Consider the following 23990-nt stretch of genomic DNA (forward strand, 5'->3'; position numbering starts at 1 on the left):
TTCGAACCCTTAACCCCGTGTGGTCCTCGATCTGGCCCTTTCAGCCTGCCATTCCGGCCGGCGTGGCACAGCGAGCCATGCACAATCAGATTTTTATGTCCGACCTGCAAACCTCCACCCCGAATACCGAATCCTTTGCGGCTCTGTTCGAAGAGTCGCTGACCCGCCAAGACATGCGCGCCGGCGAAGTGATTTCCGCCGAAGTCGTGCGCGTCGACCACAACTTCGTGGTCGTCAATGCAGGCCTGAAGTCCGAGGCTTACATTCCGATCGAGGAATTCCTGAACGATCAGGGCGAGGTTGAGGTGCAGTCGGGCGATTTCGTGTCCGTCGCGATCGACGCACTCGAAAACGGCTACGGCGACACGATCCTGTCGCGCGACAAGGCGAAGCGCCTTGCATCGTGGCTGTCGCTGGAAAAGGCCCTCGACAACAACGAACTCGTCACCGGCACGATCACCGGCAAGGTGAAGGGCGGCATGACCGTGATGGTCAACGGCATCCGCGCGTTCCTGCCGGGTTCGCTGGTCGACACGCGTCCGGTCAAGGACACGACCCCGTACGAAGGCAAGACGCTCGAGTTCCGCGTGATCAAGCTCGATCGCAAGCGTAACAACGTCGTGCTGTCGCGTCGTGCAGTGATCGAGGCCACGCAAGGCGAAGAGCGTGCGAAGCTGCTCGAGACGCTGAAGGAAGGCGCGATCGTCAACGGCGTGGTCAAGAACATCACCGACTACGGCGCGTTCGTCGACCTCGGCGGCATCGACGGCCTGCTGCACATCACCGACATCGCATGGCGTCGTGTGCGTCACCCGAGCGAAGTCCTGTCGGTTGGCCAGGAAGTCACCGCGAAGATCCTCAAGTTCGACCAAGAGAAGAACCGCGTCTCGCTGGGCATCAAGCAACTGGGCGACGATCCGTGGGAAGGCATCTCGCGCCGTTACCCGTCGGGCACGCGCCTGTTCGGCAAGGTCACGAACATCACCGACTACGGCGCATTCGTCGAAGTGGAATCGGGCATCGAAGGCCTCGTCCACGTGTCGGAAATGGACTGGACCAACAAGAACGTCGCGCCGTCGAAGGTTGTCCAGCTGGGCGACGAAGTCGAAGTCATGGTCCTCGAGATCGACGAAGACCGTCGTCGTATCAGCCTCGGCATGAAGCAGTGCAAGCCGAATCCGTGGGATGACTTCAGCCGCAACTTCAAGAAGGGCGACAAGATCACGGGCGCAATCAAGTCGATCACCGACTTCGGCGTGTTCATCGGTCTGCCGGGCGGCATCGACGGCCTGGTCCACCTGTCGGACCTGTCGTGGAGCGAAGCCGGCGAAGAAGCCGTTCGCAAGTACAAGAAGGGCGACGAAGTCGAAGCAATCGTGCTCGGTATCGACGTCGAGAAGGAGCGCATTTCGCTCGGCATCAAGCAGCTCGAAGGCGACCCGTTCAGCAACTACGTTGCAATGAACGACAAGGGCTCGATCGTCGACGGCGTCGTGAAGACGGTCGATGCGAAGGGTGCGGTCGTCACGCTGACGGGCGACATCGAAGGCTACCTGCGTGCGTCGGAAATCTCGCAGGATCGCGTCGAAGATGCACGCAACGTGCTGAAGGAAGGCGACAAGGTCAACGCGATGGTGATCAACATCGATCGCAAGTCGCGCGGCATCAACCTGTCGATCAAGGCGAAGGATTCGGCTGAACAACAGGAAGCGATCCGCGGCCTGCAGTCGGATTCCAGCGCTGCTGCGACCGGTACGACCAACCTCGGCGCGCTGCTGAAGGCGAAGCTCGACGGCCAGAACCAGTAAGCCTTACGAGGTCTGCTGAAGTATGACCAAATCCGAGTTGGTCGCGCAGCTGGCATCGCGATTTCCGCAACTTGTCCTCAAGGATGCGGATTTCGCGGTGAAAACGATGCTCGATGCGATGTCCGACGCTCTGGCGAAAGGGCATCGCATTGAAATTCGGGGTTTCGGCAGCTTCGGCCTCAATCGTCGCCCGGCGCGCGTCGGACGCAACCCGAAGTCGGGGGAGAAAGTGCAGGTACCCGAGAAGTTCGTGCCGCACTTCAAACCTGGCAAGGAATTGCGTGAACGCGTCGACGGCCGCGCCGGTGAACCGCTGAAGGCTGACGATCCGGACGACGAGCGTTGAGTGTCGTTCGGTGTGCCCGGAACCTGTCCGGCGAAGGCTGAAAAGAAAAGCGCCCCTTGCGGGCGCTTTTTTCATTTCCGGCTGCATGTCCGGCAACCGACCCGCCACGCCGCGCACAGGATCTGCGCAGCCGCGGAAACGCTTCCTTTACAATACGGGTCGATTCGGTGCGGCGAAGGGGAGTCGCGCGCCGCGGCAAACCTCAACAAAGAGAGGGCTTCATGAAGTTTATCGTCTGGCTGATCCGGGTATTGGTGTTCGTCCTGCTGCTGGTGCTTGCGCTGGCCAATACACAAACCGCGACGCTGAATTTCGTTGCCGGCTACGCATGGCAAGCGCCGCTGATCCTGATCGGCCTGGCATTCTTCGCCGTGGGGCTGCTGGCCGGCCTGCTGTCCGCGCTGCCTTCGATCTTCCGTCTGCGTATCGAGAACGGACGTTTGAAGCGCGATCTGCGTGCGGCGCGCGAAACGCCTGCCGTCATCGACCAGCCGCCGATGCCGCCCGTCATTTAACCCCCGGACGCCGCGCGATCATCGCGCGGTTTTCGTCTCTGCTTCGATATTTCGCATGGATCTGGATTTCTGGTGGTTGCTCGCGATTCCGGTCGCGTTCGCGCTCGGTTGGGCGGCGTCACGCTATGACCTGAAGAATCTCCTGTCGGAGAGCGCCAACCTGCCGCGTTCGTATTTTCGCGGCCTGAATTTTCTGTTGAACGAACAACCCGACAAGGCAATCGATGCGTTCATCGAGGTGGCCAAGCTCGATCCCGAGACGGTCGAGCTCCACTTCGCGCTCGGCAACCTGTTTCGCCGTCGCGGCGAGACCGACCGCGCGATCCGCGTGCACCAGAACCTGCTGAGCCGCACCGACCTGCCGGTCAACGAGCGCGACCACGCGCTGTACGAACTGGGCCAGGATTTTCTGAAAGCCGGCCTGCTGGATCGCGCCGAAGAGGCGTTCCACCAGCTCGCGGACGGCGACTACGCGCTCGGCGCACAGCGGGCGCTGCTGACGATCTACGAGATCGAGAAGGACTGGAACAAGTCGATCGATACGGCGAAACGCATCGAGTCGATGAGCGACAAGCCGCTCGGCATCGAAATTGCGCAGTTTCACTGCGAACTCGCGCAGGACGCGCTGCAGCGCAAGCATGCCGATGCGGCCGCCGAACAGTTGCGCCTTGCGCTGACCGTGAATCCGCAGAACGTCCGCGCGACGATCCTGTCCGGCGACGCGGCGCAAGCGGCGGGCGACCACGCGGCCGCGATCGAGCACTGGAAGCGCGTCGAAGCGCAGAACCCGGCGTATCTGCCGCTCGTCGCCGACAAGCTGATGAAGGCGTACGTCGCGCTCGGCAAGAACATCGAAGGCGCCGAGCTGCTGATGGGGTACGTCGATCGCTATCCGTCGAACGACCTGCTCGACATCGCCTATCAGCATATCGCCGGGTTGCGCGGCCAGGATGCCGCGCACACGCTCGCGCGCACGCAGATGGAAAAGTCGCCGAACCTGTCGGGGATGCTGCACCTGCTCGATGCGCAGATCGCGGCGGCCGACGAACCGCGTCGTAAGGAACTTGAAATGATGCGTGCGCTGATCAAGCAGCGCACGAAAAATCTGCCACGGTATACGTGCCAGAATTGCGGTTTCCGGGCACGGCTCTTCTACTGGCAGTGCCCCGGATGCAGCGGCTGGGAAACCTATGCGCCGCGCCGCGTCGAACCTGCGATGCCGGGCTGATCCCGGCACGCGGAGCCAACGCGCTGCGGTTGCCGCCGGGCCCGGCCCGGCGGCCAAGTTAGTCAATTACCGGGAAGTACCGGAACATCTATGAAAATCACCATCATCGGCACCGGCTACGTGGGCCTCGTCACGGGCGCCTGCCTCGCGGAGATCGGTCACGACGTCTTCTGTCTCGACGTCGATCCGCGCAAGATCGACATCCTGAACAACGGCGGGATGCCGATTCACGAACCGGGGCTGCTGGACATCATCGCGCGCAACCGCACGGCGGGACGCCTGCGCTTCTCGACGGACATCGAGGCGAGCGTCGCGCACGGCGAGATCCAGTTCATCGCGGTCGGCACGCCGCCCGACGAGGACGGCTCGGCCGACCTGCAATACGTGCTCGAGGCCGCGCGCAACATCGGCCGTCACATGACGGGCTTCAAGGTGATCGTCGACAAGTCGACGGTGCCGGTCGGCACCGCGCGGCGCGTGCGCGGCGTGGTCGACGAGGCGCTGGCCGCACGCGGGCTCGCGGGCAGCGTCGCGCATCGCTTTTCGGTCGTGTCGAACCCGGAATTCCTGAAGGAAGGCGCCGCGGTCGAGGACTTCATGCGTCCGGACCGGATCATCATCGGCGTCGACGACGACGAAACCGGCACGATCGCGCGCGAGAAGATGAAGAAACTCTACGCGCCGTTCAACCGCAATCACGAACGCACGATCTACATGGACGTGCGGTCGGCCGAATTCGCGAAGTATGCGGCGAACGCGATGCTCGCGACGCGCATCTCGTTCATGAACGAGATGTCGAATCTCGCCGACAAGGTCGGCGCCGACATCGAGGCCGTGCGCCGCGGGATCGGCTCCGATCCGCGCATCGGCTATCACTTCCTGTACGCCGGCGTCGGCTACGGCGGCTCGTGCTTTCCGAAGGACGTGCAGGCGCTGATCCGCACCGCGGGCGAGAACGGCCAGCCGCTGCGCATCCTGGAAGCCGTGGAGGCTGCCAACCATGCGCAGAAGGACGTGCTGATCGGCAAGATCGAGCAGCGCTTCGGCGCCGACCTGACGGGCCGCGAATTCGCGGTCTGGGGCTTGGCGTTCAAGCCGAACACCGACGACATGCGCGAGGCGCCGAGCCGCCGCCTGATCGCCGCGCTGCTCGAGCGCGGCGCGACCGTGCGTGCCTACGATCCGGTCGCCGTCGACGAAGCGCGGCGCGTGTTCGCGCTGGATTTCGGCGACGATGCGGACGTGCTGGCGCGATTGCATCTCGTCGACACGCAGGACGTCGCGGTCACGGGCGCGGATGCGCTCGTGATCGTGACCGAGTGGAAGGAATTCCGCAGCCCCGATTTCACGCGCCTGAAGGCCGAGCTGAAAGCGCCGGTGATCTTCGATGGGCGCAACCTGTACGAACCGGACGCGATGGCCGAACTCGGCATCGACTACTACGCGATCGGCCGGCCGTACGTCGATCCCCAGTCGTTTTCCCGTGGCTGAACGTACGATGAATACTCTTTGCGAAGTCGTTCCGGTGCCGCGCGAGCAACTCGCGCGTTCGCGCGTGCTCGTCGTCGGCGACGTGATGCTCGACCGCTACTGGTTCGGCAACGTCGATCGCATTTCGCCTGAAGCGCCGGTGCCGGTCGTGCACGTGCAGCGTCAGGAGGAGCGGCTCGGCGGCGCGGCCAACGTGGCGCGCAATGCGGTGACGCTTGGCGGCCAGGCCGGGCTGCTGTGCGTCGTCGGTTGCGACGAACCCGGCGAGCGGATCGTCGAGCTGCTCGGCAGCAGCGGCGTGACGCCGCATCTCGAGCGCGATCCGGCGTTGCCGACCACGATCAAGCTGCGCGTGCTCGCGCGCCAGCAGCAACTGCTGCGCGTCGACTTCGAGGCGATGCCGACGCACGAGGTGCTGCTCGCGGGGCTCGCGCGCTTCGATGCGCTGCTGCCGCAGCACGACGTCGTGCTGATGTCGGATTACGCCAAAGGCGGCCTCACGCACGTCACGACGATGATCGAGAAGGCGCGTGCGGCCGGCAAGGCGGTGCTGGTCGACCCGAAGGGCGACGACTGGGCACGCTATCGCGGCGCGTCGCTGATCACGCCGAATCGCGCGGAACTGCGCGAGGTGGTCGGGCAGTGGAAATCGGAAGACGACCTGCGCGCACGCGTCGCGACCCTGCGTGCGGATCTCGGCATCGACGCGCTGCTGCTCACGCGTTCGGAAGAGGGCATGACGCTCTTTTCCGCGGGCGGCGAACTGCATGCGCCGGCGCTCGCACGCGAAGTGTTCGACGTGTCGGGCGCGGGCGACACCGTGATCGCGACGGTCGCGACGATGCTCGGCGCCGGTGTGCCGCTCGTCGACGCCGTGGTGCTCGCGAATCGCGCGGCAGGCATCGTGGTCGGCAAGCTCGGCACGGCCACGGTGGACTACGACGAACTGTTTCACTGAGCGCGTTCGGCGGCGCGACGAGCGCGCCGCACGAATGGCTCGCACTTTTCAGGCAGGACGATCATGACCCTCATCGTCACCGGCGCGGCCGGTTTTATCGGCGCGAACATCGTCAAGGCGCTCAACGCGCGCGGCGAGACGCGCATCATCGCGGTCGACAATCTGACGCGCGCGGACAAGTTCCGCAATCTCGTCGATTGCGAGATCGACGACTATCTCGACAAGACCGAATTCGTCGAACGCTTCGCGCGCGGCGATTTCGGCAAGGTACGTGCGGTATTTCATGAAGGCGCCTGTTCGGACACGATGGAAACCGACGGTCGCTACATGATGGACAACAACTTCCGCTACAGCCGCGCGGTGCTCGATACCTGCCTCGCGCAGGGCACGCAGTTCCTGTATGCCTCGTCGGCCGCGATCTACGGCGGCTCGACGCGCTTCGTCGAGGAGCGCGACGTCGAGGCGCCGCTGAACGTGTACGGCTATTCGAAGTTCCTGTTCGACCAGGTGATCCGTCGCGTGCTGCCGAGCGCGAAGAGCCAGATCGCGGGCTTCCGCTATTTCAACGTGTACGGCCCGCGCGAGACGCACAAGGGCCGCATGGCGTCGGTCGCGTTCCACAACTTCAACCAGTTCCGCGCGGAAGGCAAGGTGAAGCTGTTCGGCGAGTACAACGGCTATGCGCCGGGCGAGCAGACGCGCGATTTCGTGTCGGTCGAGGACGTGACCAACGTGAACCTGTTCTTCTTCGATCATCCGGAGAAGTCGGGCATCTTCAACCTCGGCACGGGCCGCGCGCAGCCGTTCAACGATATCGCGTCGACGGTCGTGAACACGCTGCGCGCGCTCGACAACCAGCCGCCGCTGACGCTCGCGCAGCAGGTCGAGCAGGGGTTGATCGAATACGTGCCGTTCCCCGATGCGCTGCGCGGCAAGTACCAGTGCTTCACGCAGGCCGATCAGACGAAACTGCGCGCGGCCGGCTACGACGCACCGTTCCTGACCGTGCAGGAAGGCGTCGACCGCTACGTGCGTTGGCTATCCGGCCAGGTTTAAACCGACGCGTTGCATCGATAGACTGGGTCTCACGGTCGGCAGCCGCCGGCCGTTTTTCTTCGGAGATCCAGCACATGATCAGGAAATGGTTTGCCGCAGCGGTCATGCTCGGCGCAGTGGCGTCGGCCTGGGCGGCCGTCGACGTCAACACCGCGAACGAGGATGCGCTCGTCGGCATCAAGGGCATCGGTCCGGCGCGGGCGAAGGCGATTCTCGACGAGCGTGGCGCACGCGGTCCGTTCAGGAATGCGGAAGATCTCGCCGCACGCGTGAAGGGCATGGGCGGGCACACCGTCGAGCGGCTTCAGCAGGAAGGATTGACGGTCGGTGCGGCGGCCGGTACGGGTGCCACACCGTCGGCCGCAACCAAACCGGCGGCGGCGAAGCCTGCCGCCGCACCGGCCCGCACCGCGCAGAAATAACGGGTCGCGCATACCCGACAAAGGGCTCCTTCAGTCGCCGTCGTTGCGACGGCTTCCCGCGGCATGCCGCGGGTTTTTTGCGTGGGACCGCGTGCGCGGCGATCGAGAACCGAGCGGTACGCGTATTCCATCGTTGCAATGGGGTTGCCGGCGCGCGTGCCGGTGCTGGTTTACAATCGATCGATTGATCGGCCTCGCACTCACGGTATATCCATGGCTTACAAAACTATCGAAGACACGATCGGCAATACGCCGCTCGTGCAACTGGTCCGCCTGCCGGACGACGAGATTCGCGCGCGCAACAACGTGCTGCTCGCGAAGCTCGAGGGCAACAATCCGGCCGGTTCCGTGAAGGATCGCCCGGCGCTGTCGATGATCAGCAAGGCCGAGGCGCGCGGTCGAATCAAGCCGGGCGATACGCTGATCGAGGCGACGAGCGGCAACACGGGCATCGCGCTCGCGATGGCAGCGGCGATCCGCGGCTACAAGATGGTGCTGATCATGCCCGAGGATCTGTCGGTCGAGCGCCGCCAGAGCATGGCGGCCTACGGCGCCGAAATCATCCTGACGCCGGTGAAGGGCGGGATGGAGCTGGCGCGCGACCTCGCGGAGCAGATGCAGCGCGAAGGCAAGGGCGTGATCCTCGACCAGTTCGGCAATCCCGATAATCCCGTCGCGCATTACGAAGGAACGGGGCCGGAGATCTGGCGCGATACCGAAGGGCGCATCACGCACTTCGTGTCCGCGATGGGCACGACAGGCACGATCATGGGCACGTCGCGCTACCTGAAGGAACAGAATCCGGCGATCGAGATCGTCGGTGCGCAGCCGGAAGACGGCTCGCGTATCCCGGGCATCCGCAAGTGGCCGGAAGCGTACATGCCGACCATCTTCGATCGCAGCCGTGTCGACCGCGTCGAGAGCGTGAGTCAGGCTGCGTCGGAAACGATGACGCGCCGGCTCGCGGCGGTCGAAGGCATCTTCGCGGGCATTTCGTCGGGCGGCGCATGCGAAGTCGCGATGCGCATCGCGCGTCAGGTCGAGAACGCGACGATCGTATTCATCATCTGCGATCGCGGCGATCGCTACCTGTCCACGGGCGTGTTTCCCGCCTGAGCGAGACGGGTGCGCGATTCGCGCATCGATAAAAAAAGCGCCGCGTTCCGTGAACTGCGGCGCTTTTTCTTTGGGCGGCCAGCGCTTACTGCGGCTGCGCGTCGTCGGCGGCGGGTTGCAGCGCGCCACTGGCTTCCATTTGCGCTTTCACGGCTTCCCCGAGCTGGTACACGGTGAGTGCGTAGAAGAAACTGCGGTTGTAGCGCGTCAGCACGTAGAAGTTCTTCAGGCCGAGCATGTATTCGGTCGCGCGCCCCGGCGTCGGCAGGTCGACCACGGTCACCGGCGTGCCGGCTTCGGTCGTGATGTTGACCGCCGGCTCGTTCAGCGTCATGCCTGCGCGCAGCAGTTGCGACAGCGCCCAGTGCGGTTCGGGCTGGCCGTCGGCGGCGGCCTGGGCGATGCCCAGGCTGCCCGTATCGGGCGTAATTTGCCAGACCACCGGGCGGTCGGTTTCCCAGCCGTGCTGTTTCAGGTAGTTCGCGACGCTACCGATCGCATCGACAGGACTGCTGCGCAGATCGACGTGGCCGGTGCCGTCGAAGTCGACCGCATATTCGCGGATGCTGCTCGGCAGGAACTGCGGAATCCCGATCGCGCCGGTGTACGAGCCGAGCACGGTGGTGGGGTCGAGCTGGTTGTCGCGAGTCCAGACCAGGAAGTCTTCGAGGTTTTTGCGGAACGTGGCCTGGCGGCTGTCGCGATTCGGCGTGTCCGGGTAGTCGAACGTGAGTGTGGTCAGCGCGTCGAGCACGCGGAAATTGCCCATGTAGCGGCCATAGATCGTCTCGACGCCGATGATGCCGACGATCACCTCGGGCGGCACGCCGAACTGCTCGGACGCGCGCTGCAGCGTCGCCTGGTTCGCCTTCCAGAACTTCACGCCCGCATTGATGCGGATCGGCTCGATGAAGCGCGAACGATAGACGCGCCAGTTCTTCACCGAAGGCGTCGGTGCGGGCCTCACGAGCTTGACGGCGGTCGCCGAATAGCTGACGCGCGAGAACAGCGCATGCAGGCTCGCCGAATCGAAGCCGTTGCGGCTCACCATCTCGTCGATGAACGCGTCGACCTTCGCGTTGCTCGCGTAACGCTGCGGAACGATTTCCTCTTCGAAGGTCTGGCCTTGTGGCGTCGGTTGCTGCGGCTGGGCCTGGGCGACGAGCGTGCCGGCGGGCTTCGCCGGCTGCGTCTGCGCGACGGCGGGCGCGGTGCCGAGGGGCGTCGCGACGGCAGCGACGACGAGCGGAGCGCGAACACGGAGCAGCGCGGAGAGAAGGGCGGCGGGCTTGCTGGAATTCATGTCGAAGCGGGCGGACAGGGCGATTGTGTTCGGCGCAGTATACCCGACGCATCCGGCGCGCCGGGCCGAAGCCGGCCGCCGTTGTGGTAAGTTAGCGGCGAATTCGCGGCAGACGATGGACATCATTGAGGGAGACCTGCGGCGTACCGTGCGCCGCGGACGACAGCTTATGGCAACCGCTTTCTATACGCACCCCGACTGCATGCTGCACGAGATGGGGGAATGGCATCCGGAATGTCCGGCCCGCCTGTCGGCGATCCAGGATCAACTGATCGCGAGCCGCATCGACGACCTGATCGTGCACGAAACCGCGCCGTTCGCGAGCGAAGTCGCGCTGGGCCGCGTGCATACGCAGGCGCACATCGACTACATCCGCAGCATGACGCCGGTCGACGGTTACGTCGAGATCGATCCCGATACGCTGATGAATCGCGACACGTGGCGAGCGGCATTGCGCGCGGCAGGCGCCGCGGTCGCGGCGACCGACGCGGTGATCGAAGGCCGCTACGCGAATGCGTTCTGCAGCGTCCGCCCGCCCGGTCATCATGCTGAGCCGGCGCGCGCGATGGGCTTCTGCTTCTTCAACAACGTCGCGATCGCCGCGCGGCACGCGCTCGACGTACACGGCATCGAGCGTGTCGCGATCGTCGATTTCGACGTGCACCACGGCAACGGCACCGAGGCGGCGTTCGCGAACGACGAGCGCGTGCTGATGTGCAGCTTCTTCCAGCATCCGCTGTATCCGTTCTCGGGCGTCGATCACCAGGCGCCGAACATGGTCAACCTGCCGATGCCCGCACGCAGCAACGGGATGGCGATCCGCGAAGCCGTCGACATGCTGTGGCTGCCGCGCCTCGACGCGTTCAAGCCGCAGATGCTGTTCGTATCGGCCGGCTTCGATGCGCATCGCGAGGACGACATCGGCAATCTCGGCCTCGTCGAGGCCGACTTCGAATGGCTGACCGCGCGGATCGTCGACGTCGCGCGCCGGCATGCGCAGGGCCGTATCGTCAGCTGCCTCGAGGGCGGTTACAACCTGTCCGCGCTCGGTCGCAGCGTCGTCGCGCACCTGCGCGTGCTCGCCGGAATCTGATTCCCGGCTCGGCCGGCTGGTCCGGGCGCGCTCAGCGCGCCGGCACGCGCGCGTGGATCCACGCAATCAGCGCGTCGATCACGCGGTCGCGTTCGAGATCGTTCATCGTTTCGTGGAAGCCGCCCTCGTACAGCGTCAGCGTACGATCGGGCGAGCCGACGCGCGCGCCGAATGCGCGGCTGCCGTCGGGTTCGGTCAGCTTGTCGTCGGTGCCGTGATAGACGAGCACCGGCACGCGCAGCGCGCCGCGGCCGGTTTCGATGCGCGCCATCGCGTCGAGAATCTCCGCGCCGGTGCGTGCGGGCACCGCGCCGTGATGCACGAGCGGGTCGGCGCGATTGGCCGCGACGATGGCCGGATCGCGCGACAGCAGGGCCGCATCGATCCTGATCGCGGGGAAAGTGGGCCACACGCGGCTGATGACGCGGCTGACCGCGAGCATCCAGCGCGGCACGTCACGCCCGGGCGCAAGCGCCGGGCTCGACAGCACGAGACCCGCCAGCGCGTGGCCGCGGGCCGGTGCGCGTTCGATCGCGTAGAGCGCCGCGACCGCGCCGCCCATGCTGTGCCCCATCAGGAACAGCGGCGCATCGCCGCGCGCGGCTTCGGCAACCAACGCCTGCGCATCGTTCAGGTACCCGTCGAAACGCTCGACCCACACGCGCTTGCCGGGCGACTGGCCATGCCCGCGCAGATCGATCGCCAGCACGTCGATGCCCGCTGCGTTCAGCCGGGCGGCGAGCGCGGCATAGCGGCCCGCGTGCTCGGCGAGGCCGTGCACCAGTGCGATCGTCGCGCGTGGCGGCGCGGTGCCGTCGCCGGCCGGCCAGCGGTACGACGCGAGTTCGAGCCCGTCCGCGGTACGCAGCCGGCCCATCCGCGGCGCGGGCGCCGAAGGCGCCGATCCGGCGGTGGCGGGTGCGGCGGCCGGCGGGGTGGTGGTGCTCATCGGGCGTCTCCTCTGTTCATTGGTCTGTGTTCCGGATCATAGTCGCGGCCTTCCCGGGAGGGCCAAACAGCGCCCCTCTAATTTCGTCCGGTTATGAAAAGATCGAAATCGATTATTAAGGGGAATGAGGGGTTTGCGGTAAAATCGCCGGCTATTCCAGATGCATCGGCGGCCGACTGGCGGGCCAACTCGCCGGCCGGCCGCCGTTTTGTTTACATGATCGAATTACGCAATCTTTCGCAGCGTTTCCCCGGCCCGGGCGGCTGGGTCGAAGCGTTGCACAACGTCAACCTGACGATCCCGCAAGGCGAGGTGTTCGGCATCATCGGCCGAAGCGGCGCCGGCAAGAGCACGCTCGTGCGCACCATCAATCTGCTGACGCGGCCGACCGAAGGCAATGTGGTCGTCGGCGGGCGCGATCTCACGCTGCTGTCGGCCAGCGCGCTGCGCGAAGCGCGCCGCGAGATCGGCATGATCTTCCAGCACTTCAATCTGCTGTCGTCGCGCACGGTGTTCGACAACGTCGCGCTGCCGCTCGAGCTGGCCGGCGCGAGCCGTGCCGACATCGAAGCCGCCGTGCTGCCGCTGCTCGACCTCGTCGGGCTGTCCGCGCAGAAGGACCGCTATCCGTCGCAGATCAGCGGCGGGCAGAAGCAGCGCGTCGGCATCGCCCGCGCGCTGGCGAGCCAGCCGAAGGTGCTGCTGTCGGACGAAGCGACGTCCGCGCTCGACCCCGAAACCACGCGTTCGATCCTCGACCTGCTGAAGCGCATCAACCGCGAGCTCGGGCTGACCATCGTGCTGATCACGCACCAGATGGAAGTGATCAAGCAGGTCTGCGATCGCGTCGCGGTGCTCGATGCGGGTCGCGTGGTCGAGGAAGGCCGCGTGATCGACGTGTTCCTGCAGCCGCACCACGAAGTGACGCGCGCGCTGATCGGCGACGTGATCGCGCAGGAACTGCCGCCCGCGCTGAAGGCGCGCGTGGCCGAGCGGCTGAAGACGGGCAGCGGGCATCTGCTGCGGCTCGCGTTCACGGGCTCGGGGGTCGACCAGCCGATCCTGTCGGAGACGATCCGCCGGTACGAACTCGATTTCAACATCCTGCACGGCCAGATCGACGAGATCCAGGGGCAGGCGTTCGGTTCGCTCGCGGTGCTCGCGGGCGGCGAACCGGGCAAGGTCGGGCAGGCGCTCGCGTTCCTGCGCGAGCAAGGTGTGGTGGTAGAGGAGCTTTCGTATGTTGAGTGAGATGTTCGATATGTTCGTGCAGTCGTTCTGGGAGACGCTGATCATGGTCGGCATCTCCGGGGCGGTCGGCGCGCTCGTCGGCCTGCCGCTCGGCGTGCTGCTGTACCTCACCGACCGCCAGGGCGTGCTGCAGAACCTCGCGGTGAACCGCGTGCTCGGCGGCATCGTGAACGCGGTGCGCTCGACGCCGTTCATCATCCTGCTGGTCGCGGTCATTCCGTTCACGCGGCTCGTCACGGGTTCGTCGATCGGCACGGCCGCGGCGGTCGTGCCGCTGACGCTCGCGTCCGCGCCGTTCATCGCGCGTCTCGTCGAAACGGCGCTGCGCGAAGTCGACCGCGGGCTGATCGAGGCCGCGCAATCGATGGGCGCGACCACGTCGCAGATCGTCTTCAAGGTGCTGTTGCCCGAATCGCTGCCGGGCATCGTCGCGGGGCTGACGATCACGTTCGTGTCGCTGGTCGGCTATTCGGCGATGGCGGGCGCGATCGGCGGCGGCGGGCTCGGCGATCTCGGGATCCGTTACGGTTACCAGCGCTATCTGCCGGAAGTGATGTGGACGGTCGTCGCGATCCTGATCGTATTCGTGCAGATCGTGCAATCGTTCGGCGACTGGCTGGTGCGCCGGCTGAGCCACAAATAAGACCAAACCGATTCGAAAGGGGAAACACGATGCAACGACGCTTCATGCTGAAATTCGCGGCGGCGCTGGGTGCGGCCGCGCTGTTCGCGGGCGCGCACGCGCAGGCCGAAACCATCAAGGTCGGCGTGACGGGCGGCCCGCACGCGCAGATCATGGAAGCGGTGAAGAAGGTCGCGGCGAAGGAGGGGCTCGAGATCCGCATCGTCGAATTCTCCGATTACGTGCAGCCGAACGCGGCGCTCGCGTCGGGCGACCTCGACGCGAACAGCTACCAGCACGACCCGTATCTGCAGGCGCAGGTGAAGGATCGCGGCTACAAGCTGCTCAAGGTCGCGGAGACCGTCACGTTCCCGATGGGCATCTATTCGAAGCGCGTGAAATCGCTGGCCGAACTGAAGCCGGGCGCGCGCATCGCGGTGCCCAACGACCCGACCAACGGCGGCCGCGCGCTGCTGTTGCTGCAGAAGCAGGGGCTGCTGAAGCTGCGCGCGGATGCGGGGCTGAAGGCGACGCCGATCGATATCGTCGACAACCCGCGCAAGCTGAAGATCGTCGAGCTCGATGCGGCGCAGATTCCGCGCTCGCTCGGCGACGTCGACGCGGCCGCGATCAACACCAATTACGCGATGGAAGCGGGGTTGAAACCGAAGCAGGATGCGATCGCGATCGAGGGGCCGAGCGGCCCGTACACCAACATCCTCGCGATTCGCGAGGCGGACCGGAACAAGCCGTGGGTCGCCAAGCTGATTGCCGCCTATCACTCGGCCGACGTGAAGCAGTTCATCGAAGGCAAGTTCGGCGGCGCGGTCATCGCCGCCTGGTAACGGGCGGAGCACGCACGCCCGGCGGGATTAGAGTCGATGATCGAAAACCCGGGCTTTGCGTCCGGGTTTTTTCTCTTTTAAAATAGAACGACCGTTCGCTATCATTGGCGCGTCGCCAAGAAGCGGTATCCTCGACAACCATCATGGTTGGGTCCGCCTGGCCGCGCAGTCACGAGGCCTCGCTATAAAATGGCCTCTGGTCGTATTCGTAACTTTGGAGCGTGTGCATGAAAATCCTGGTGCCAGTGAAAAGAGTGGTCGATTACAACGTGAAGGTCCGCGTGAAGTCGGACAACACGGGTGTCGACATCGCGAACGTGAAGATGTCGATGAACCCGTTCGACGAAATCGCGGTGGAAGAAGCGGTGCGGCTGAAGGAAGCGGGCGTCGCGACCGAAGTGATCGCGGTGTCGGTGGGCGTCGCGCAAGCGCAGGAAACGCTGCGCACGGCGCTGGCGATCGGCGCGGATCGCGCGATCCTCGTCGAGTCGAACGACAGCGTCGAGCCGCTGGCCGTCGCGAAGATCCTGAAAGCACTGGTCGACAAGGAACAGCCGCAACTGGTGATCCTCGGCAAGCAGGCGATCGACGACGATTCGAACCAGACGGGCCAGATGCTGGCCGCGCTGGCCGGCCTGCCGCAAGCGACGTTCGCGTCGAAGGTGACGGTGGCCGACGGCAAGGCGACGGTTGCACGCGAAGTCGACGGCGGCGCCGAAACGCTGTCGCTGACGCTGCCGGCGGTCGTGACGACCGACCTGCGCCTGAACGAGCCGCGCTACGTGACGCTGCCGAACATCATGAAGGCGAAGAAGAAGCCGCTGGAAACCGTGAAGCCGGAAGACCTTGGCGTGGACGTCGCGCCGCGCCTGAAGACGCTGAAGGTGGTCGAGCCGCCGAAGCGCGCGGCCGGCGTGAAGGTGCCGGACGTGAAGACGCTGGTCGAGAAGCTGAAGACCGAAGCCAAGGTGCTGTAAGAGGGAGCGGAAAGAAATGACGATTCTGGTGATTGCAGAACACGACAACGCGTCGATCAAGGCCGCGACGCTGAACACGGTGGCGGCGGCCGCGAAGATTGGCGGCGACATCCACGTGCTGGTCGCGGGCCACAACGCGCAAGCGGCGGCCGACGCGGCCGCGAAGATCGCAGGTGTGTCGAAGGTGCTGTTGGCCGACGCGCCGCAACTGGCCGAAGGCCTGGCGGAAAACGTCGAAGCGACCGCGCTGAACATCGCGAAGGACTACTCGCACATCCTCGCGCCGGCGACGGCCTACGGCAAGAACATCGCGCCGCGTATCGCCGCGAAGCTGGACGTCGCGCAAATCTCGGACATCACGGCAGTCGATTCGGCCGACACGTTCGAGCGCCCGATCTACGCGGGCAACGCGATCGCGACGGTGCAGTCGAGCGACCCGATCAAGGTCATCACGGTGCGTGCAACGGGTTTCGATCCGGTGGCGGCGGAAGGCGGCAGCGCGTCGGTCGACAAGATCGATGCAGCGGCAGATGCCGGCAAGTCGCAGTTCGTGAGCCGTGAAGTGACGAAGCTGGACCGTCCGGAACTGACCAGCGCGAGCATCATCGTGTCGGGCGGCCGCGGTCTGGGCAGCGGCGAGAACTACACGAAGGTGCTGGAGCCGCTGGCCGACAAGCTGTCGGCAGCACTGGGCGCATCGCGCGCGGCAGTCGACGCCGGCTACGTGCCGAACGACTACCAGGTCGGCCAGACCGGCAAGATCGTTGCGCCGCAGCTGTACATCGCGGTCGGCATCTCGGGGGCGATCCAGCATCTGGCCGGCATGAAGGATTCGAAGGTGATCGTCGCGATCAACAAGGATCCGGAAGCGCCGATCTTCAGCGTGGCCGATTACGGCCTCGTCGGCGATCTGTTCTCGCTCGTGCCGGAGCTCGTGAACGAGCTCGGCTGACGCGGCGTGACGCTTCAGCGGTAAGCACACGAGAAGAGGGGCGCGAAGAGCGCCCCTTTTTTCGTTGTGTCGTCGATGCAACGGGCCCGCATCGCCGCGGGCCGTTCCGGTTTAAGCGTAGGCCGGACGCGTCTGGCCGGGCACGTCCTTCAGGTAACGATGCACCGACAGGTCGTCGGCCTGGATCGCGGGCATCTTGCCCGAGATCAGGTCCGCGAGCAGTTGGCCCGAGCCGCAGGACATCGTCCAGCCGAGCGTACCGTGGCCGGTGTTCAGGAACAGGTTCGACACCGGCGTGCGGCCGACGATCGGCGTGCCGTCCGGCGTCATCGGGCGCAGGCCCGTCCAGAACGTGGCCTTCGACGTGTCGCCGCCGCCCGGGAACAGGTCGTTCACGCACATCTCGAGCGTTTCGCGGCGCGCTGCGCGCAGCGTCTTGTCGAAGCCGACGATTTCCGCCATGCCGCCGACGCGAATGCGCTGGTCGAAGCGCGTGATCGCGATCTTGTAGGTCTCGTCGAGCACGGTCGACACGGGCGCGGCGGCCTCGTTGACGATCGGCGCGGTGATCGAATAGCCCTTGAGCGGATAGACGGGAATCTTCATCAGGTTGGAGATGAAGCGGGTCGAGTACGAGCCGAGCGCGACGACGTACGCGTCGGCACGCACGGTCTCGCTGCCGCACTGCACGCCGGCGATCTTGCCGCCCGCGATCGCGAGCGCATCGATCGGCGTGTTGTAGCGGAACTTGACGCCGAGCGATTCGGCGAGCGCGGCAAGGCGCGTCGTGAACAGCTGGCAATCGCCCGTTTCGTCGCCCGGCAGCCGCAGGCCGCCCGTCAGCTTGTGCGAGACGGCGGCGAGCGCCGGCTCGGCATTTTTCAGTTCGGCCGGCGACAGCAGTTCGAACGGCACGTTCGCTTCCTGCAGCACGGCGATGTCCTTCGCCGCGCCGTCGAGTTGCTGCTGGGTGCGGAACAGTTGCAGCGTACCACCCGTGCGACCTTCGTATTCGATGCCGGTGTCGGCACGCAGCGCCTGCAGGCAGTCGCGGCTGTATTCGGCGAGACGGACCATCCGGCCCTTGTTGACCGCATAGCGCTCGGCCGTGCAGTTGCGCAGCATCTGAACCATCCACTGGAGCTGGAAGCGCGTGCCGTCGAGGCGGATCGCGAGCGGCGCATGCTTTTCGAACATCCACTTGACGGCCTTCAGCGGCACGCCGGGCGCGGCCCACGGCGCCGCATAGCCGGGCGAGATCTGGCCTGCATTCGCGAAGCTCGTCTCCAGCGCCGGGCCGGCTTCCCGGTCGATCACCGTGACTTCATGGCCGGCGCGCGCGAGGTAATACGCGCTTGCCACGCCCACCACACCGCTGCCCAGAATGACGACTCGCATAGCTGCTCCAGATGGAAGGAACCAGGTCGAGGCCGGGCGCACCTGCGGCTCCGTGTAACCTCTAGCTGATCTAGTTTTTTGCGCTATGGTATTGTCGAATGTGCAGTTTTTGTTATTGTATTTTTCTGGTTTTCAGCATAAACAAATGAGAACGCAACGTCAGCCCGTACGTACGCTCGACAAGCTCGACCGGCGCATCCTGAAGCTGCTCCAGGACGACGGCCGGATGGCGATGAAAGACCTCGCGGAACAGGTCGGACTGACCGTCACGCCGTGCATCGAGCGCGTGCGGCGCATGGAGCGCGATGGCGTGATCACCGGCTATCACGCGCGGGTCGACCCGCATCAGCTGGATGCCGCGCTGCTGGTGTTCGTCGAGATCACGCTCGGCCACAAGGGCGGCAACATGTTCGAGCAATTCCGGCGGGAAGTGATGAAGATCGACGAGGTGCTCGAATGCCACCTCGTCTCCGGCGATTTCGACTACCTGATCAAGGCGCGGATCGGCGAGATGGCGGACTACCGGAAACTGCTCGGCGACATCCTGCTGCAGTTGCCCGGCGCCGTGCAGTCGAAGAGCTATGTCGTGATGGAAGAAATCAAGGAAACGCTGACGATCGCCGTCGGCGAGTGACGCGCCGGCGGCCCGTCGTTCGGCCCTTTATCCCGTGCTTGGCATGCTGCGCCCAATACTGTATAAATGTACAGTATTGGGCGCAGGCGAATGGGTGGGCACATGGACGATCGGTCCGACAACGAATTTCCGATAGCGCCGCCCGTGCCCCGCAAGGGGCGCGGTGCGGTCGACAACCTGCAGGGGCGGTATGAAATCGCGCAGCGCGAAGCGGTGGACGACGGCTGGACGCACGAGTCCGACGATGCCGATTTCCCCGCGCCGCTGCGCACGCAGGTCTTCGAGGAGCGGGCGAAGAGCATCCTGACGCACAACCAGTCGCCCGATATACCGTTCAGCGTGTCGCTCAATCCGTATCGCGGCTGCGAGCACGGTTGTATCTACTGCTTCGCGCGGCCGACGCACAGCTACCTCGGGCTGTCGCCGGGGCTCGATTTCGAAAGCCGCATCTACGCGAAGGTGAACGCCGCCGAACTGCTCGAGCGCGAGATTTCGCGCAAGCGCTACGTGCCGGAGCCGATCGCGCTCGGCGTCAACACCGATGCGTACCAGCCGGTCGAGCGCGACCTGCGCATCACGCGCAGCGTGATCCAGGTGATGCACGACCGCGGGCTGCCGTTCGCGGCGATCACGAAATCGTCGCTGATCGAGCGCGATCTCGACCTGCTCGCGCCGATGGCCGAACGCGGGCAGATGATGGCGGCGGTCACGATCACGACGCTCGATGCCGAACTCGCGCGCACGCTCGAGCCGCGCGCGGCCACGCCGGCGCGGCGGTTGCGCACGATCCGCGCGTTGCGCGATGCGGGCGTGCCGGTCGGCGTGAGCATCGCCCCGGTGATTCCGTTCGTGACCGAACCCGACATGGAGCGCGTGCTGGAAGCCTGCGCGGAAGCCGGTGCGACGCATGCGAGCTACATCATCCTGCGGTTGCCGTGGGAGGTCGCGCCGCTGTTCAAGCAGTGGCTTGCCGCGCATTTTCCCGATCGTGCGGAGCGCGTGATGAATCGCGTGCGCGACATGCGCGGCGGCAAGGATTACGACTCGGATTTCTCGAAACGGATGAAAGGCGAGGGGATCTGGGCCGACCTGTTGCGGCAGCGTTTCCGTCAGGCTGTCAAGCGGCTCGGGTTGAACGAGCGTACGAACGGCATCCTCGATCTGTCGCGGTTCCGCGGTGCGCCTGCCGCCGGGGTGCCGGCGCCGCGCGTCGCGGTTCGTGCAGCCGGCGCGAAGTCGCGCGACGACGTGCAGTTGAACCTGTTCTGACCGGCGAGCGGCCCGCCGTCGGTGGGCCGTATCAACCGTACGGGTCGTGCTTACTGCGAAATCTGCTTGGCCGCTTCGACCTGCGATTCGAAGTACGTCTGGAACGACAGCGCGAGGGCCGTCATCAACAGGAACGCGCCGATCAGCAGCGAGAAGATCACGACGAAGATCACGGCCCAGCCCGACCGGCTGTGCTTGCCGGTGTCCGCGTTGAATTGCGCATCCCATTTTTCATCGGGGCGCAGCCCGTAGACGAGTGCGGCGAGGAATGCCGCCAGCAGCGAGATCGCGCCGGGTACCGCGAGCCACCAGCCGAGGCCGGCGCTGCGCTGCGTGGCTGCGAGCAGGAGGAAGCCCGGGATGCCGACGATCGTCGCGAGCAGGTGGGCCCAGCCGTACACGTCGCGAAAGCCGTACAGATAGAAGCGATGCGCACCGAGCGATCCGAGCAGGAACGCGAGGGCGGCGGTGAGCGTCTTGGAGCGGAAGCGGCGGGGCGATGCGGTGCTGCTGGACATGGATGGCGGCGTATCGTCGTTGGCATGGGCGGGGCCGGCAGGCCGGCGCGGGCGCGCGGCCCGGCACGCATTCTACGATGCCCGGTCGGGAGCGGTCACCCCTCGCCTGCGTCAAGGTGCCGCATAAGTCACGCGGTAGATCGCGCCTGCGTAGTCGTCGCTGACGAGCAGCGAGCCGTCCGGCAGCGGCAGTACATCGGCCGGGCGTCCCCACGCCGTGCCGTCGGGCCGCAGCCAGCCGGTGACGAACGGCGTTTGCTGAGCGTGGCTGCCGTCCGCCGAGACGACCACGCGCATCACGCGGTAACCGACCTTCGTGCTGCGGTTCCACGATCCGTGTTCGGCAATGAAGACGTTATTGCGATACGACGCCGGAAACATCGGTCCGGTATAGAAGCGCATTCCGAGCGCCGCGACATGCGCGCCGAGTTTCAGGACCGGCGGCACGTAACGGCGGCACGCGTCGGCGCTGCCGAATTCGGGGTCGGGTGTATCGCCGCCGTGGCAGTATGGAAAGCCGAAGTCGAGGCCGGCGCGCGGCGCGCGGTTCAGCTTGTCGTCCGGTACGTCGTCGCCCATCAGGTCGCGCCCGTTGTCGGTGAACCAGAGCTCGCCCGAATCCGGGTGCCATGCAAAGCCGACCGTATTGCGTATGCCGCGAGCGAACACCTCACGCCCGCTGCCGTCGGCGTTCATCCGCGCGATGATCGCGTAGCGGCTGCGATCGGCGAGGCAGACGTTGCACGGCGCGCCGATCGGCACGTACAGCTTGCCGTCGGGGCCGAACGCGATGAATTTCCAGCCGTGATGGTGGTCGGTCGGCAGTGCGTCGGTCACGACGACGGGCGCGGGCGGTTTCGGGAGCCGGTCGTCGATATGGTCGAGGCGCAGGATGCGCGAGACGGCGGATATATAAAGGGCGCCGTTGCGGTAGGCCACGCCGACGGGCATGTCGAGCCCGGACGCGATGACGTAACGTGCGCTGATCCGACCCTCGTGCATCGCCAGCGCATGGACGCGGCCGTCCCGCGCGCCGACATACAGGATGCCGCGCGGCGACCACGCCATTTCCCGTGCGGCCGGTACGGCGTCGGTCAGCACGTCCACATGGAAGCCGGGCGGCACGACGAGTTCGTTTACCGGCAGCGGCGCGGTAAACGCCGGAGCGGACGCAAGGCAGGCAAGGCCGGCAAGCAGCACCGCGAACAGGCGCTGCACGCGGCGCATCGAGGCGGCGCGAAGGGGCGGCATGACGGTCGGGAGCATCGTGGACACGACGATTGTATGCCGGGCGGACGGGGCGCCTGCGGATTTTTACGCGTAAGTGTTTGTTGTACCTCTGGTTTCCGGCTATAATCGCGTGTTTCAGTAGTTTCGAACCCGGTTTTCCCGAAGGACATCATATGGTTATCATCCGTCTGGCTCGTGGCGGCTCGAAGAAGCGCCCGTTCTACAACATCGTTGCTACCGATTCGCGCAACCGTCGTGACGGCCGCTTCATCGAGCGCGTCGGCTTCTACAACCCGGTCGCCACGAAGGGCGAATCGCTGCGTATCGCTCAGGATCGCCTGACGTACTGGCAAGGCGTTGGCGCGCAACTGTCGCCGACCGTCCAGCGTCTCGTGAAGGAAGCGCAAAAGGCGCAACCGGCTGCCTGACATGGCACGGTGTGCCGGTCGTGCCGGCTGTGAGGTGCATTGATGGCGGGTCACGATTCCGGTAATGCAAGGCGCGGGCGTGCGTCATTCGGCGCATTCGTCCGCAAGCCGGTCGAGCGCGACGCGGTCGCGAATGCCGGTCAGGCTGCCGAACAAGGCGGTCCCGAAGCGACGCAAGCGTGGCCCGACGATGCCGTCGAGGTCGGGGCGGTGGTCGACGCCTACGGCCTGAAGGGCTGGGTCAAGGTGGCGACGCATGCCGATGCCGGTCGCGGCGGCGACGCGCTGCTCAACGCGCGTCGCTGGTGGCTGGAACGCGGTGCGGAGCGGCTTTCCGTCCGCATCATGCAGTCGAAGACGCACAGCGACACTGTCGTTGCGCAACCCGCGGGCGTCAGCGACCGCGATGCTGCGCTGTCCATGCGTGGCTTTCGCGTGTTCGTGCGCCGGGAAGATTTCCCGGCATTGGCCGCGGACGAATTCTATTGGGTCGACCTGATCGGTCTCGAGGTCGTCAACGAGCAATCGGTGGCGCTCGGGAAGGTGAGCGGGATGATCGACAACGGCGTGCATTCGATCATGCGTGTCGAGTATCCGGCAACCGGCAAAGACGGTCAGCCGACCACCGACGAGCGGTTGATTCCGTTCGTCGGCGTCTACGTCAAAACGGTGGATCAGGCGGCGCGTCGCATTGTCGTCGACTGGGAAGCCGATTACTGAAATGAACCAGGTTACCGGGAGCGCGGTGCAGTTCGACGTCATCACGCTCTTCCCCGAGATGTTCCGTGCACTGACCGACTGGGGAATCACCAGCCGGGCCGTGAAGCAGGGGCGCTTCGGGTTGCGCACCTGGAACCCGCGTGATTTCACGACGGACAACTACCGTACGGTCGACGACCGTCCGTACGGCGGCGGTCCGGGCATGGTGATGCTGGCCAGGCCGCTCGAAGCCGCGATCGACGCCGCGAAAGCGGCGCAGGCGGAGCAGGGCATCGCGAGCACGCGCGTCGTGATGATGTCGCCGCAAGGCGCGCCGCTCACGCACGATCGGGCGGTGCGGATGGCGCAGGAACCCGGCGTCGTCGTGCTGTGCGGTCGCTACGAAGCGATCGACCAGCGCCTGCTCGACCGTTGCGTCGACGAGGAAATCAGCCTCGGCGATTTCGTGCTGTCGGGCGGCGAATTGCCGGCGATGGCGATGATGGACGCGGTCGTGCGGTTGCTGCCCGGCGTGCTGAACGATTCGCTGTCGGCCGTGCAGGACAGCTTCGCGGACGGCCTGCTCGATTGTCCGCACTACACGCGTCCCGAGGAATACGGCGGTGTGCGCGTGCCGGACGTGCTGCTCGGCGGGCATCATGCCGAGATCGAGAAGTGGCGGCGTCAGGAAGCATTGAGGAATACGTTGCGGAAGCGGCCGGACCTGATCGTCCGGGCGCGCCGCGAGAAGTTGCTGAGCCGGGCCGACGAGGCGTGGCTCGCGAACCTCGCACGCGAAGCGAAGGACGCCTCCTGAGGCGGCTGCGCGAGCGGGAATTGGCGGTGCCGTACATGCGTGTGCGGCGCCTGATGTGAATCCAT

25 protein-coding genes are annotated in these 23990 nt (G+C 65.6%); 20 read left to right on the top strand and 5 right to left on the bottom strand.

The window, feature by feature from the left end; translation table 11 throughout:
- Positions 1 to 95: 95 nt before the first annotated feature.
- The 9 genes from rpsA to cysM all read left to right on the top strand — a co-directional run bounded on the left by rpsA (position 96) and on the right by cysM (position 8940).
- Positions 96 to 1808 carry a 30S ribosomal protein S1 gene (rpsA, locus tag CFB49_RS04790; RefSeq protein ID WP_011544885.1) on the top strand — a complete coding sequence of 571 codons (1713 nt, stop codon included), beginning with the start codon at positions 96 to 98 and terminating at the stop codon, positions 1806 to 1808.
- Between the two features lie 22 nt (positions 1809 to 1830).
- Positions 1831 to 2154 carry an integration host factor subunit beta gene (locus CFB49_RS04795; protein ID WP_006486894.1) on the top strand — a complete coding sequence of 108 codons (324 nt, stop codon included), beginning with the start codon at positions 1831 to 1833 and terminating at the stop codon, positions 2152 to 2154.
- 221 nt (positions 2155 to 2375) lie between these two features.
- Entirely contained in the window at positions 2376 to 2669 is a 294-nt protein-coding gene (locus CFB49_RS04800; protein WP_006486935.1) for a lipopolysaccharide assembly protein LapA domain-containing protein, read from the top strand.
- A 55-nt stretch (positions 2670 to 2724) separates the two neighbouring features.
- Entirely contained in the window at positions 2725 to 3897 is a 1173-nt protein-coding gene (gene lapB, locus CFB49_RS04805; RefSeq protein WP_089490794.1) for a lipopolysaccharide assembly protein LapB, read from the top strand.
- A gap of 90 nt (positions 3898 to 3987) precedes the next feature.
- The gene (locus CFB49_RS04810; protein WP_069621075.1) at positions 3988 to 5388 is read left to right on the top strand and encodes a UDP-glucose dehydrogenase family protein; all 1401 of its coding nucleotides are present in this window, start codon (positions 3988 to 3990) and stop codon (positions 5386 to 5388) included.
- Positions 5389 to 5395: 7 nt separating this feature from the next.
- Positions 5396 to 6346: a D-glycero-beta-D-manno-heptose-7-phosphate kinase gene (gene rfaE1 / locus CFB49_RS04815; RefSeq protein ID WP_084044486.1), complete on the top strand. Its 951-nt coding sequence runs from the start codon at positions 5396 to 5398 to the stop codon at positions 6344 to 6346.
- 63 nt (positions 6347 to 6409) lie between these two features.
- Positions 6410 to 7402, top strand: a complete 993-nt coding sequence (gene rfaD, locus CFB49_RS04820) for an ADP-glyceromanno-heptose 6-epimerase (protein WP_089490795.1) — start codon at positions 6410 to 6412, stop codon at positions 7400 to 7402.
- Positions 7403 to 7476: 74 nt separating this feature from the next.
- Complete coding sequence (locus tag CFB49_RS04825) at positions 7477 to 7824, top strand: ComEA family DNA-binding protein (RefSeq protein WP_089490796.1); 348 nt, start codon at positions 7477 to 7479, stop codon at positions 7822 to 7824.
- 213 nt (positions 7825 to 8037) lie between these two features.
- Positions 8038 to 8940, top strand: a complete 903-nt coding sequence (cysM, locus tag CFB49_RS04830) for a cysteine synthase CysM (protein WP_050011535.1) — start codon at positions 8038 to 8040, stop codon at positions 8938 to 8940.
- Positions 8941 to 9025: 85 nt separating this feature from the next.
- Here the strand turns inward: cysM and mltB are convergent, their stop codons facing one another.
- Entirely contained in the window at positions 9026 to 10369 is a 1344-nt protein-coding gene (gene mltB / locus CFB49_RS04835) for a lytic murein transglycosylase B (RefSeq protein ID WP_089490797.1), read from the bottom strand.
- Between the two features lie 43 nt (positions 10370 to 10412).
- Between mltB and CFB49_RS04840 the strand changes: the two genes are divergently transcribed.
- Positions 10413 to 11336, top strand: a complete 924-nt coding sequence (locus CFB49_RS04840) for a histone deacetylase family protein (protein ID WP_069621070.1) — start codon at positions 10413 to 10415, stop codon at positions 11334 to 11336.
- 31 nt (positions 11337 to 11367) lie between these two features.
- Here the strand turns inward: CFB49_RS04840 and CFB49_RS04845 are convergent, their stop codons facing one another.
- A complete protein-coding gene (locus CFB49_RS04845) occupies positions 11368 to 12285 on the bottom strand; it encodes an alpha/beta hydrolase (RefSeq protein ID WP_089490798.1) in 918 nt (305 codons plus the stop codon).
- A 216-nt stretch (positions 12286 to 12501) separates the two neighbouring features.
- Here CFB49_RS04845 and CFB49_RS04850 point away from each other — a divergent pair, with 216 nt between their 5' ends.
- The 5 genes from CFB49_RS04850 to CFB49_RS04870 all read left to right on the top strand — a co-directional run bounded on the left by CFB49_RS04850 (position 12502) and on the right by CFB49_RS04870 (position 16932).
- Positions 12502 to 13536 carry a methionine ABC transporter ATP-binding protein gene (locus tag CFB49_RS04850; protein ID WP_069621068.1) on the top strand — a complete coding sequence of 345 codons (1035 nt, stop codon included), beginning with the start codon at positions 12502 to 12504 and terminating at the stop codon, positions 13534 to 13536.
- A complete protein-coding gene (locus CFB49_RS04855) occupies positions 13526 to 14179 on the top strand; it encodes a methionine ABC transporter permease (protein ID WP_006476559.1) in 654 nt (217 codons plus the stop codon). Before CFB49_RS04850 ends, CFB49_RS04855 begins: the two co-directional genes overlap by 11 nt.
- A gap of 29 nt (positions 14180 to 14208) precedes the next feature.
- Positions 14209 to 15003, top strand: coding sequence for a MetQ/NlpA family ABC transporter substrate-binding protein (locus tag CFB49_RS04860; protein ID WP_089490799.1), 795 nt, complete (start codon positions 14209 to 14211; stop codon positions 15001 to 15003).
- A 227-nt stretch (positions 15004 to 15230) separates the two neighbouring features.
- Positions 15231 to 15980, top strand: coding sequence for an electron transfer flavoprotein subunit beta/FixA family protein (locus tag CFB49_RS04865; RefSeq protein WP_069621065.1), 750 nt, complete (start codon positions 15231 to 15233; stop codon positions 15978 to 15980).
- 16 nt (positions 15981 to 15996) lie between these two features.
- Positions 15997 to 16932 (top strand): electron transfer flavoprotein subunit alpha/FixB family protein, encoded by a 936-nt coding sequence (locus tag CFB49_RS04870; protein ID WP_089490800.1) that lies wholly within the window; start codon positions 15997 to 15999, stop codon positions 16930 to 16932.
- A gap of 111 nt (positions 16933 to 17043) precedes the next feature.
- Here CFB49_RS04870 and CFB49_RS04875 read toward each other — a convergent pair whose 3' ends face one another.
- Entirely contained in the window at positions 17044 to 18330 is a 1287-nt protein-coding gene (locus tag CFB49_RS04875) for a D-amino acid dehydrogenase (RefSeq protein WP_069621063.1), read from the bottom strand.
- A gap of 145 nt (positions 18331 to 18475) precedes the next feature.
- On the opposite strand from CFB49_RS04875, the gene CFB49_RS04880 reads away from it, so the two are divergent.
- Together CFB49_RS04880 and CFB49_RS04885 are read left to right on the top strand one after the other, a co-directional pair.
- Entirely contained in the window at positions 18476 to 18964 is a 489-nt protein-coding gene (locus CFB49_RS04880; RefSeq protein ID WP_050011526.1) for an Lrp/AsnC ligand binding domain-containing protein, read from the top strand.
- 90 nt (positions 18965 to 19054) lie between these two features.
- Entirely contained in the window at positions 19055 to 20233 is a 1179-nt protein-coding gene (locus tag CFB49_RS04885; protein WP_089490801.1) for a PA0069 family radical SAM protein, read from the top strand.
- A 50-nt stretch (positions 20234 to 20283) separates the two neighbouring features.
- Here the strand turns inward: CFB49_RS04885 and CFB49_RS04890 are convergent, their stop codons facing one another.
- Positions 20284 to 20751: an NINE protein gene (locus CFB49_RS04890; protein WP_069621061.1), complete on the bottom strand. Its 468-nt coding sequence runs from the start codon at positions 20749 to 20751 to the stop codon at positions 20284 to 20286.
- A 111-nt stretch (positions 20752 to 20862) separates the two neighbouring features.
- Positions 20863 to 22002 (bottom strand): PQQ-dependent sugar dehydrogenase, encoded by a 1140-nt coding sequence (locus CFB49_RS04895; RefSeq protein ID WP_089491413.1) that lies wholly within the window; start codon positions 22000 to 22002, stop codon positions 20863 to 20865.
- A gap of 152 nt (positions 22003 to 22154) precedes the next feature.
- On the opposite strand from CFB49_RS04895, the gene rpsP reads away from it, so the two are divergent.
- The 3 genes from rpsP to trmD are packed head-to-tail and all read left to right on the top strand — an operon-like array spanning position 22155 to position 23925.
- Positions 22155 to 22409: a 30S ribosomal protein S16 gene (gene rpsP, locus CFB49_RS04900; RefSeq protein ID WP_006476550.1), complete on the top strand. Its 255-nt coding sequence runs from the start codon at positions 22155 to 22157 to the stop codon at positions 22407 to 22409.
- Positions 22410 to 22451: 42 nt separating this feature from the next.
- The gene (gene rimM, locus CFB49_RS04905) at positions 22452 to 23129 is read left to right on the top strand and encodes a ribosome maturation factor RimM (protein ID WP_069621059.1); all 678 of its coding nucleotides are present in this window, start codon (positions 22452 to 22454) and stop codon (positions 23127 to 23129) included.
- 1 nt (position 23130) lies between these two features.
- Positions 23131 to 23925, top strand: a complete 795-nt coding sequence (gene trmD / locus CFB49_RS04910; RefSeq protein WP_089434717.1) for a tRNA (guanosine(37)-N1)-methyltransferase TrmD — start codon at positions 23131 to 23133, stop codon at positions 23923 to 23925.
- Positions 23926 to 23990: the final 65 nt, after the last annotated feature.

It is taken from the genome of Burkholderia sp. AU17457 (genome assembly GCF_002223255.1).
Classification (GTDB): domain Bacteria; phylum Pseudomonadota; class Gammaproteobacteria; order Burkholderiales; family Burkholderiaceae; genus Burkholderia; species Burkholderia sola.

Bases quoted from the DNA above. Each gene is read 5' to 3' on its own strand.
- rpsA (WP_011544885.1), top strand. From the start codon at position 96: ATGTCCGACCTGCAAACCTCCACCCCGAATACCGAATCCTTTGCGGCT.
- CFB49_RS04795 (WP_006486894.1), top strand. From the start codon at position 1,831: ATGACCAAATCCGAGTTGGTCGCGCAGCTGGCATCGCGATTTCCGCAA.
- CFB49_RS04800 (WP_006486935.1), top strand. From the start codon at position 2,376: ATGAAGTTTATCGTCTGGCTGATCCGGGTATTGGTGTTCGTCCTGCTG.
- lapB (WP_089490794.1), top strand. From the start codon at position 2,725: ATGGATCTGGATTTCTGGTGGTTGCTCGCGATTCCGGTCGCGTTCGCG.
- CFB49_RS04810 (WP_069621075.1), top strand. From the start codon at position 3,988: ATGAAAATCACCATCATCGGCACCGGCTACGTGGGCCTCGTCACGGGC.
- rfaE1 (WP_084044486.1), top strand. From the start codon at position 5,396: ATGAATACTCTTTGCGAAGTCGTTCCGGTGCCGCGCGAGCAACTCGCG.
- rfaD (WP_089490795.1), top strand. From the start codon at position 6,410: ATGACCCTCATCGTCACCGGCGCGGCCGGTTTTATCGGCGCGAACATC.
- CFB49_RS04825 (WP_089490796.1), top strand. From the start codon at position 7,477: ATGATCAGGAAATGGTTTGCCGCAGCGGTCATGCTCGGCGCAGTGGCG.
- cysM (WP_050011535.1), top strand. From the start codon at position 8,038: ATGGCTTACAAAACTATCGAAGACACGATCGGCAATACGCCGCTCGTG.
- mltB (WP_089490797.1), bottom strand. From the start codon at position 10,369: ATGATGTCCATCGTCTGCCGCGAATTCGCCGCTAACTTACCACAACGG.
- CFB49_RS04840 (WP_069621070.1), top strand. From the start codon at position 10,413: ATGGCAACCGCTTTCTATACGCACCCCGACTGCATGCTGCACGAGATG.
- CFB49_RS04845 (WP_089490798.1), bottom strand. From the start codon at position 12,285: ATGAGCACCACCACCCCGCCGGCCGCCGCACCCGCCACCGCCGGATCG.
- CFB49_RS04850 (WP_069621068.1), top strand. From the start codon at position 12,502: ATGATCGAATTACGCAATCTTTCGCAGCGTTTCCCCGGCCCGGGCGGC.
- CFB49_RS04855 (WP_006476559.1), top strand. From the start codon at position 13,526: ATGTTGAGTGAGATGTTCGATATGTTCGTGCAGTCGTTCTGGGAGACG.
- CFB49_RS04860 (WP_089490799.1), top strand. From the start codon at position 14,209: ATGCAACGACGCTTCATGCTGAAATTCGCGGCGGCGCTGGGTGCGGCC.
- CFB49_RS04865 (WP_069621065.1), top strand. From the start codon at position 15,231: ATGAAAATCCTGGTGCCAGTGAAAAGAGTGGTCGATTACAACGTGAAG.
- CFB49_RS04870 (WP_089490800.1), top strand. From the start codon at position 15,997: ATGACGATTCTGGTGATTGCAGAACACGACAACGCGTCGATCAAGGCC.
- CFB49_RS04875 (WP_069621063.1), bottom strand. From the start codon at position 18,330: ATGCGAGTCGTCATTCTGGGCAGCGGTGTGGTGGGCGTGGCAAGCGCG.
- CFB49_RS04880 (WP_050011526.1), top strand. From the start codon at position 18,476: ATGAGAACGCAACGTCAGCCCGTACGTACGCTCGACAAGCTCGACCGG.
- CFB49_RS04885 (WP_089490801.1), top strand. From the start codon at position 19,055: ATGGGTGGGCACATGGACGATCGGTCCGACAACGAATTTCCGATAGCG.
- CFB49_RS04890 (WP_069621061.1), bottom strand. From the start codon at position 20,751: ATGTCCAGCAGCACCGCATCGCCCCGCCGCTTCCGCTCCAAGACGCTC.
- CFB49_RS04895 (WP_089491413.1), bottom strand. From the start codon at position 22,002: ATGCCGCCCCTTCGCGCCGCCTCGATGCGCCGCGTGCAGCGCCTGTTC.
- rpsP (WP_006476550.1), top strand. From the start codon at position 22,155: ATGGTTATCATCCGTCTGGCTCGTGGCGGCTCGAAGAAGCGCCCGTTC.
- rimM (WP_069621059.1), top strand. From the start codon at position 22,452: ATGGCGGGTCACGATTCCGGTAATGCAAGGCGCGGGCGTGCGTCATTC.
- trmD (WP_089434717.1), top strand. From the start codon at position 23,131: ATGAACCAGGTTACCGGGAGCGCGGTGCAGTTCGACGTCATCACGCTC.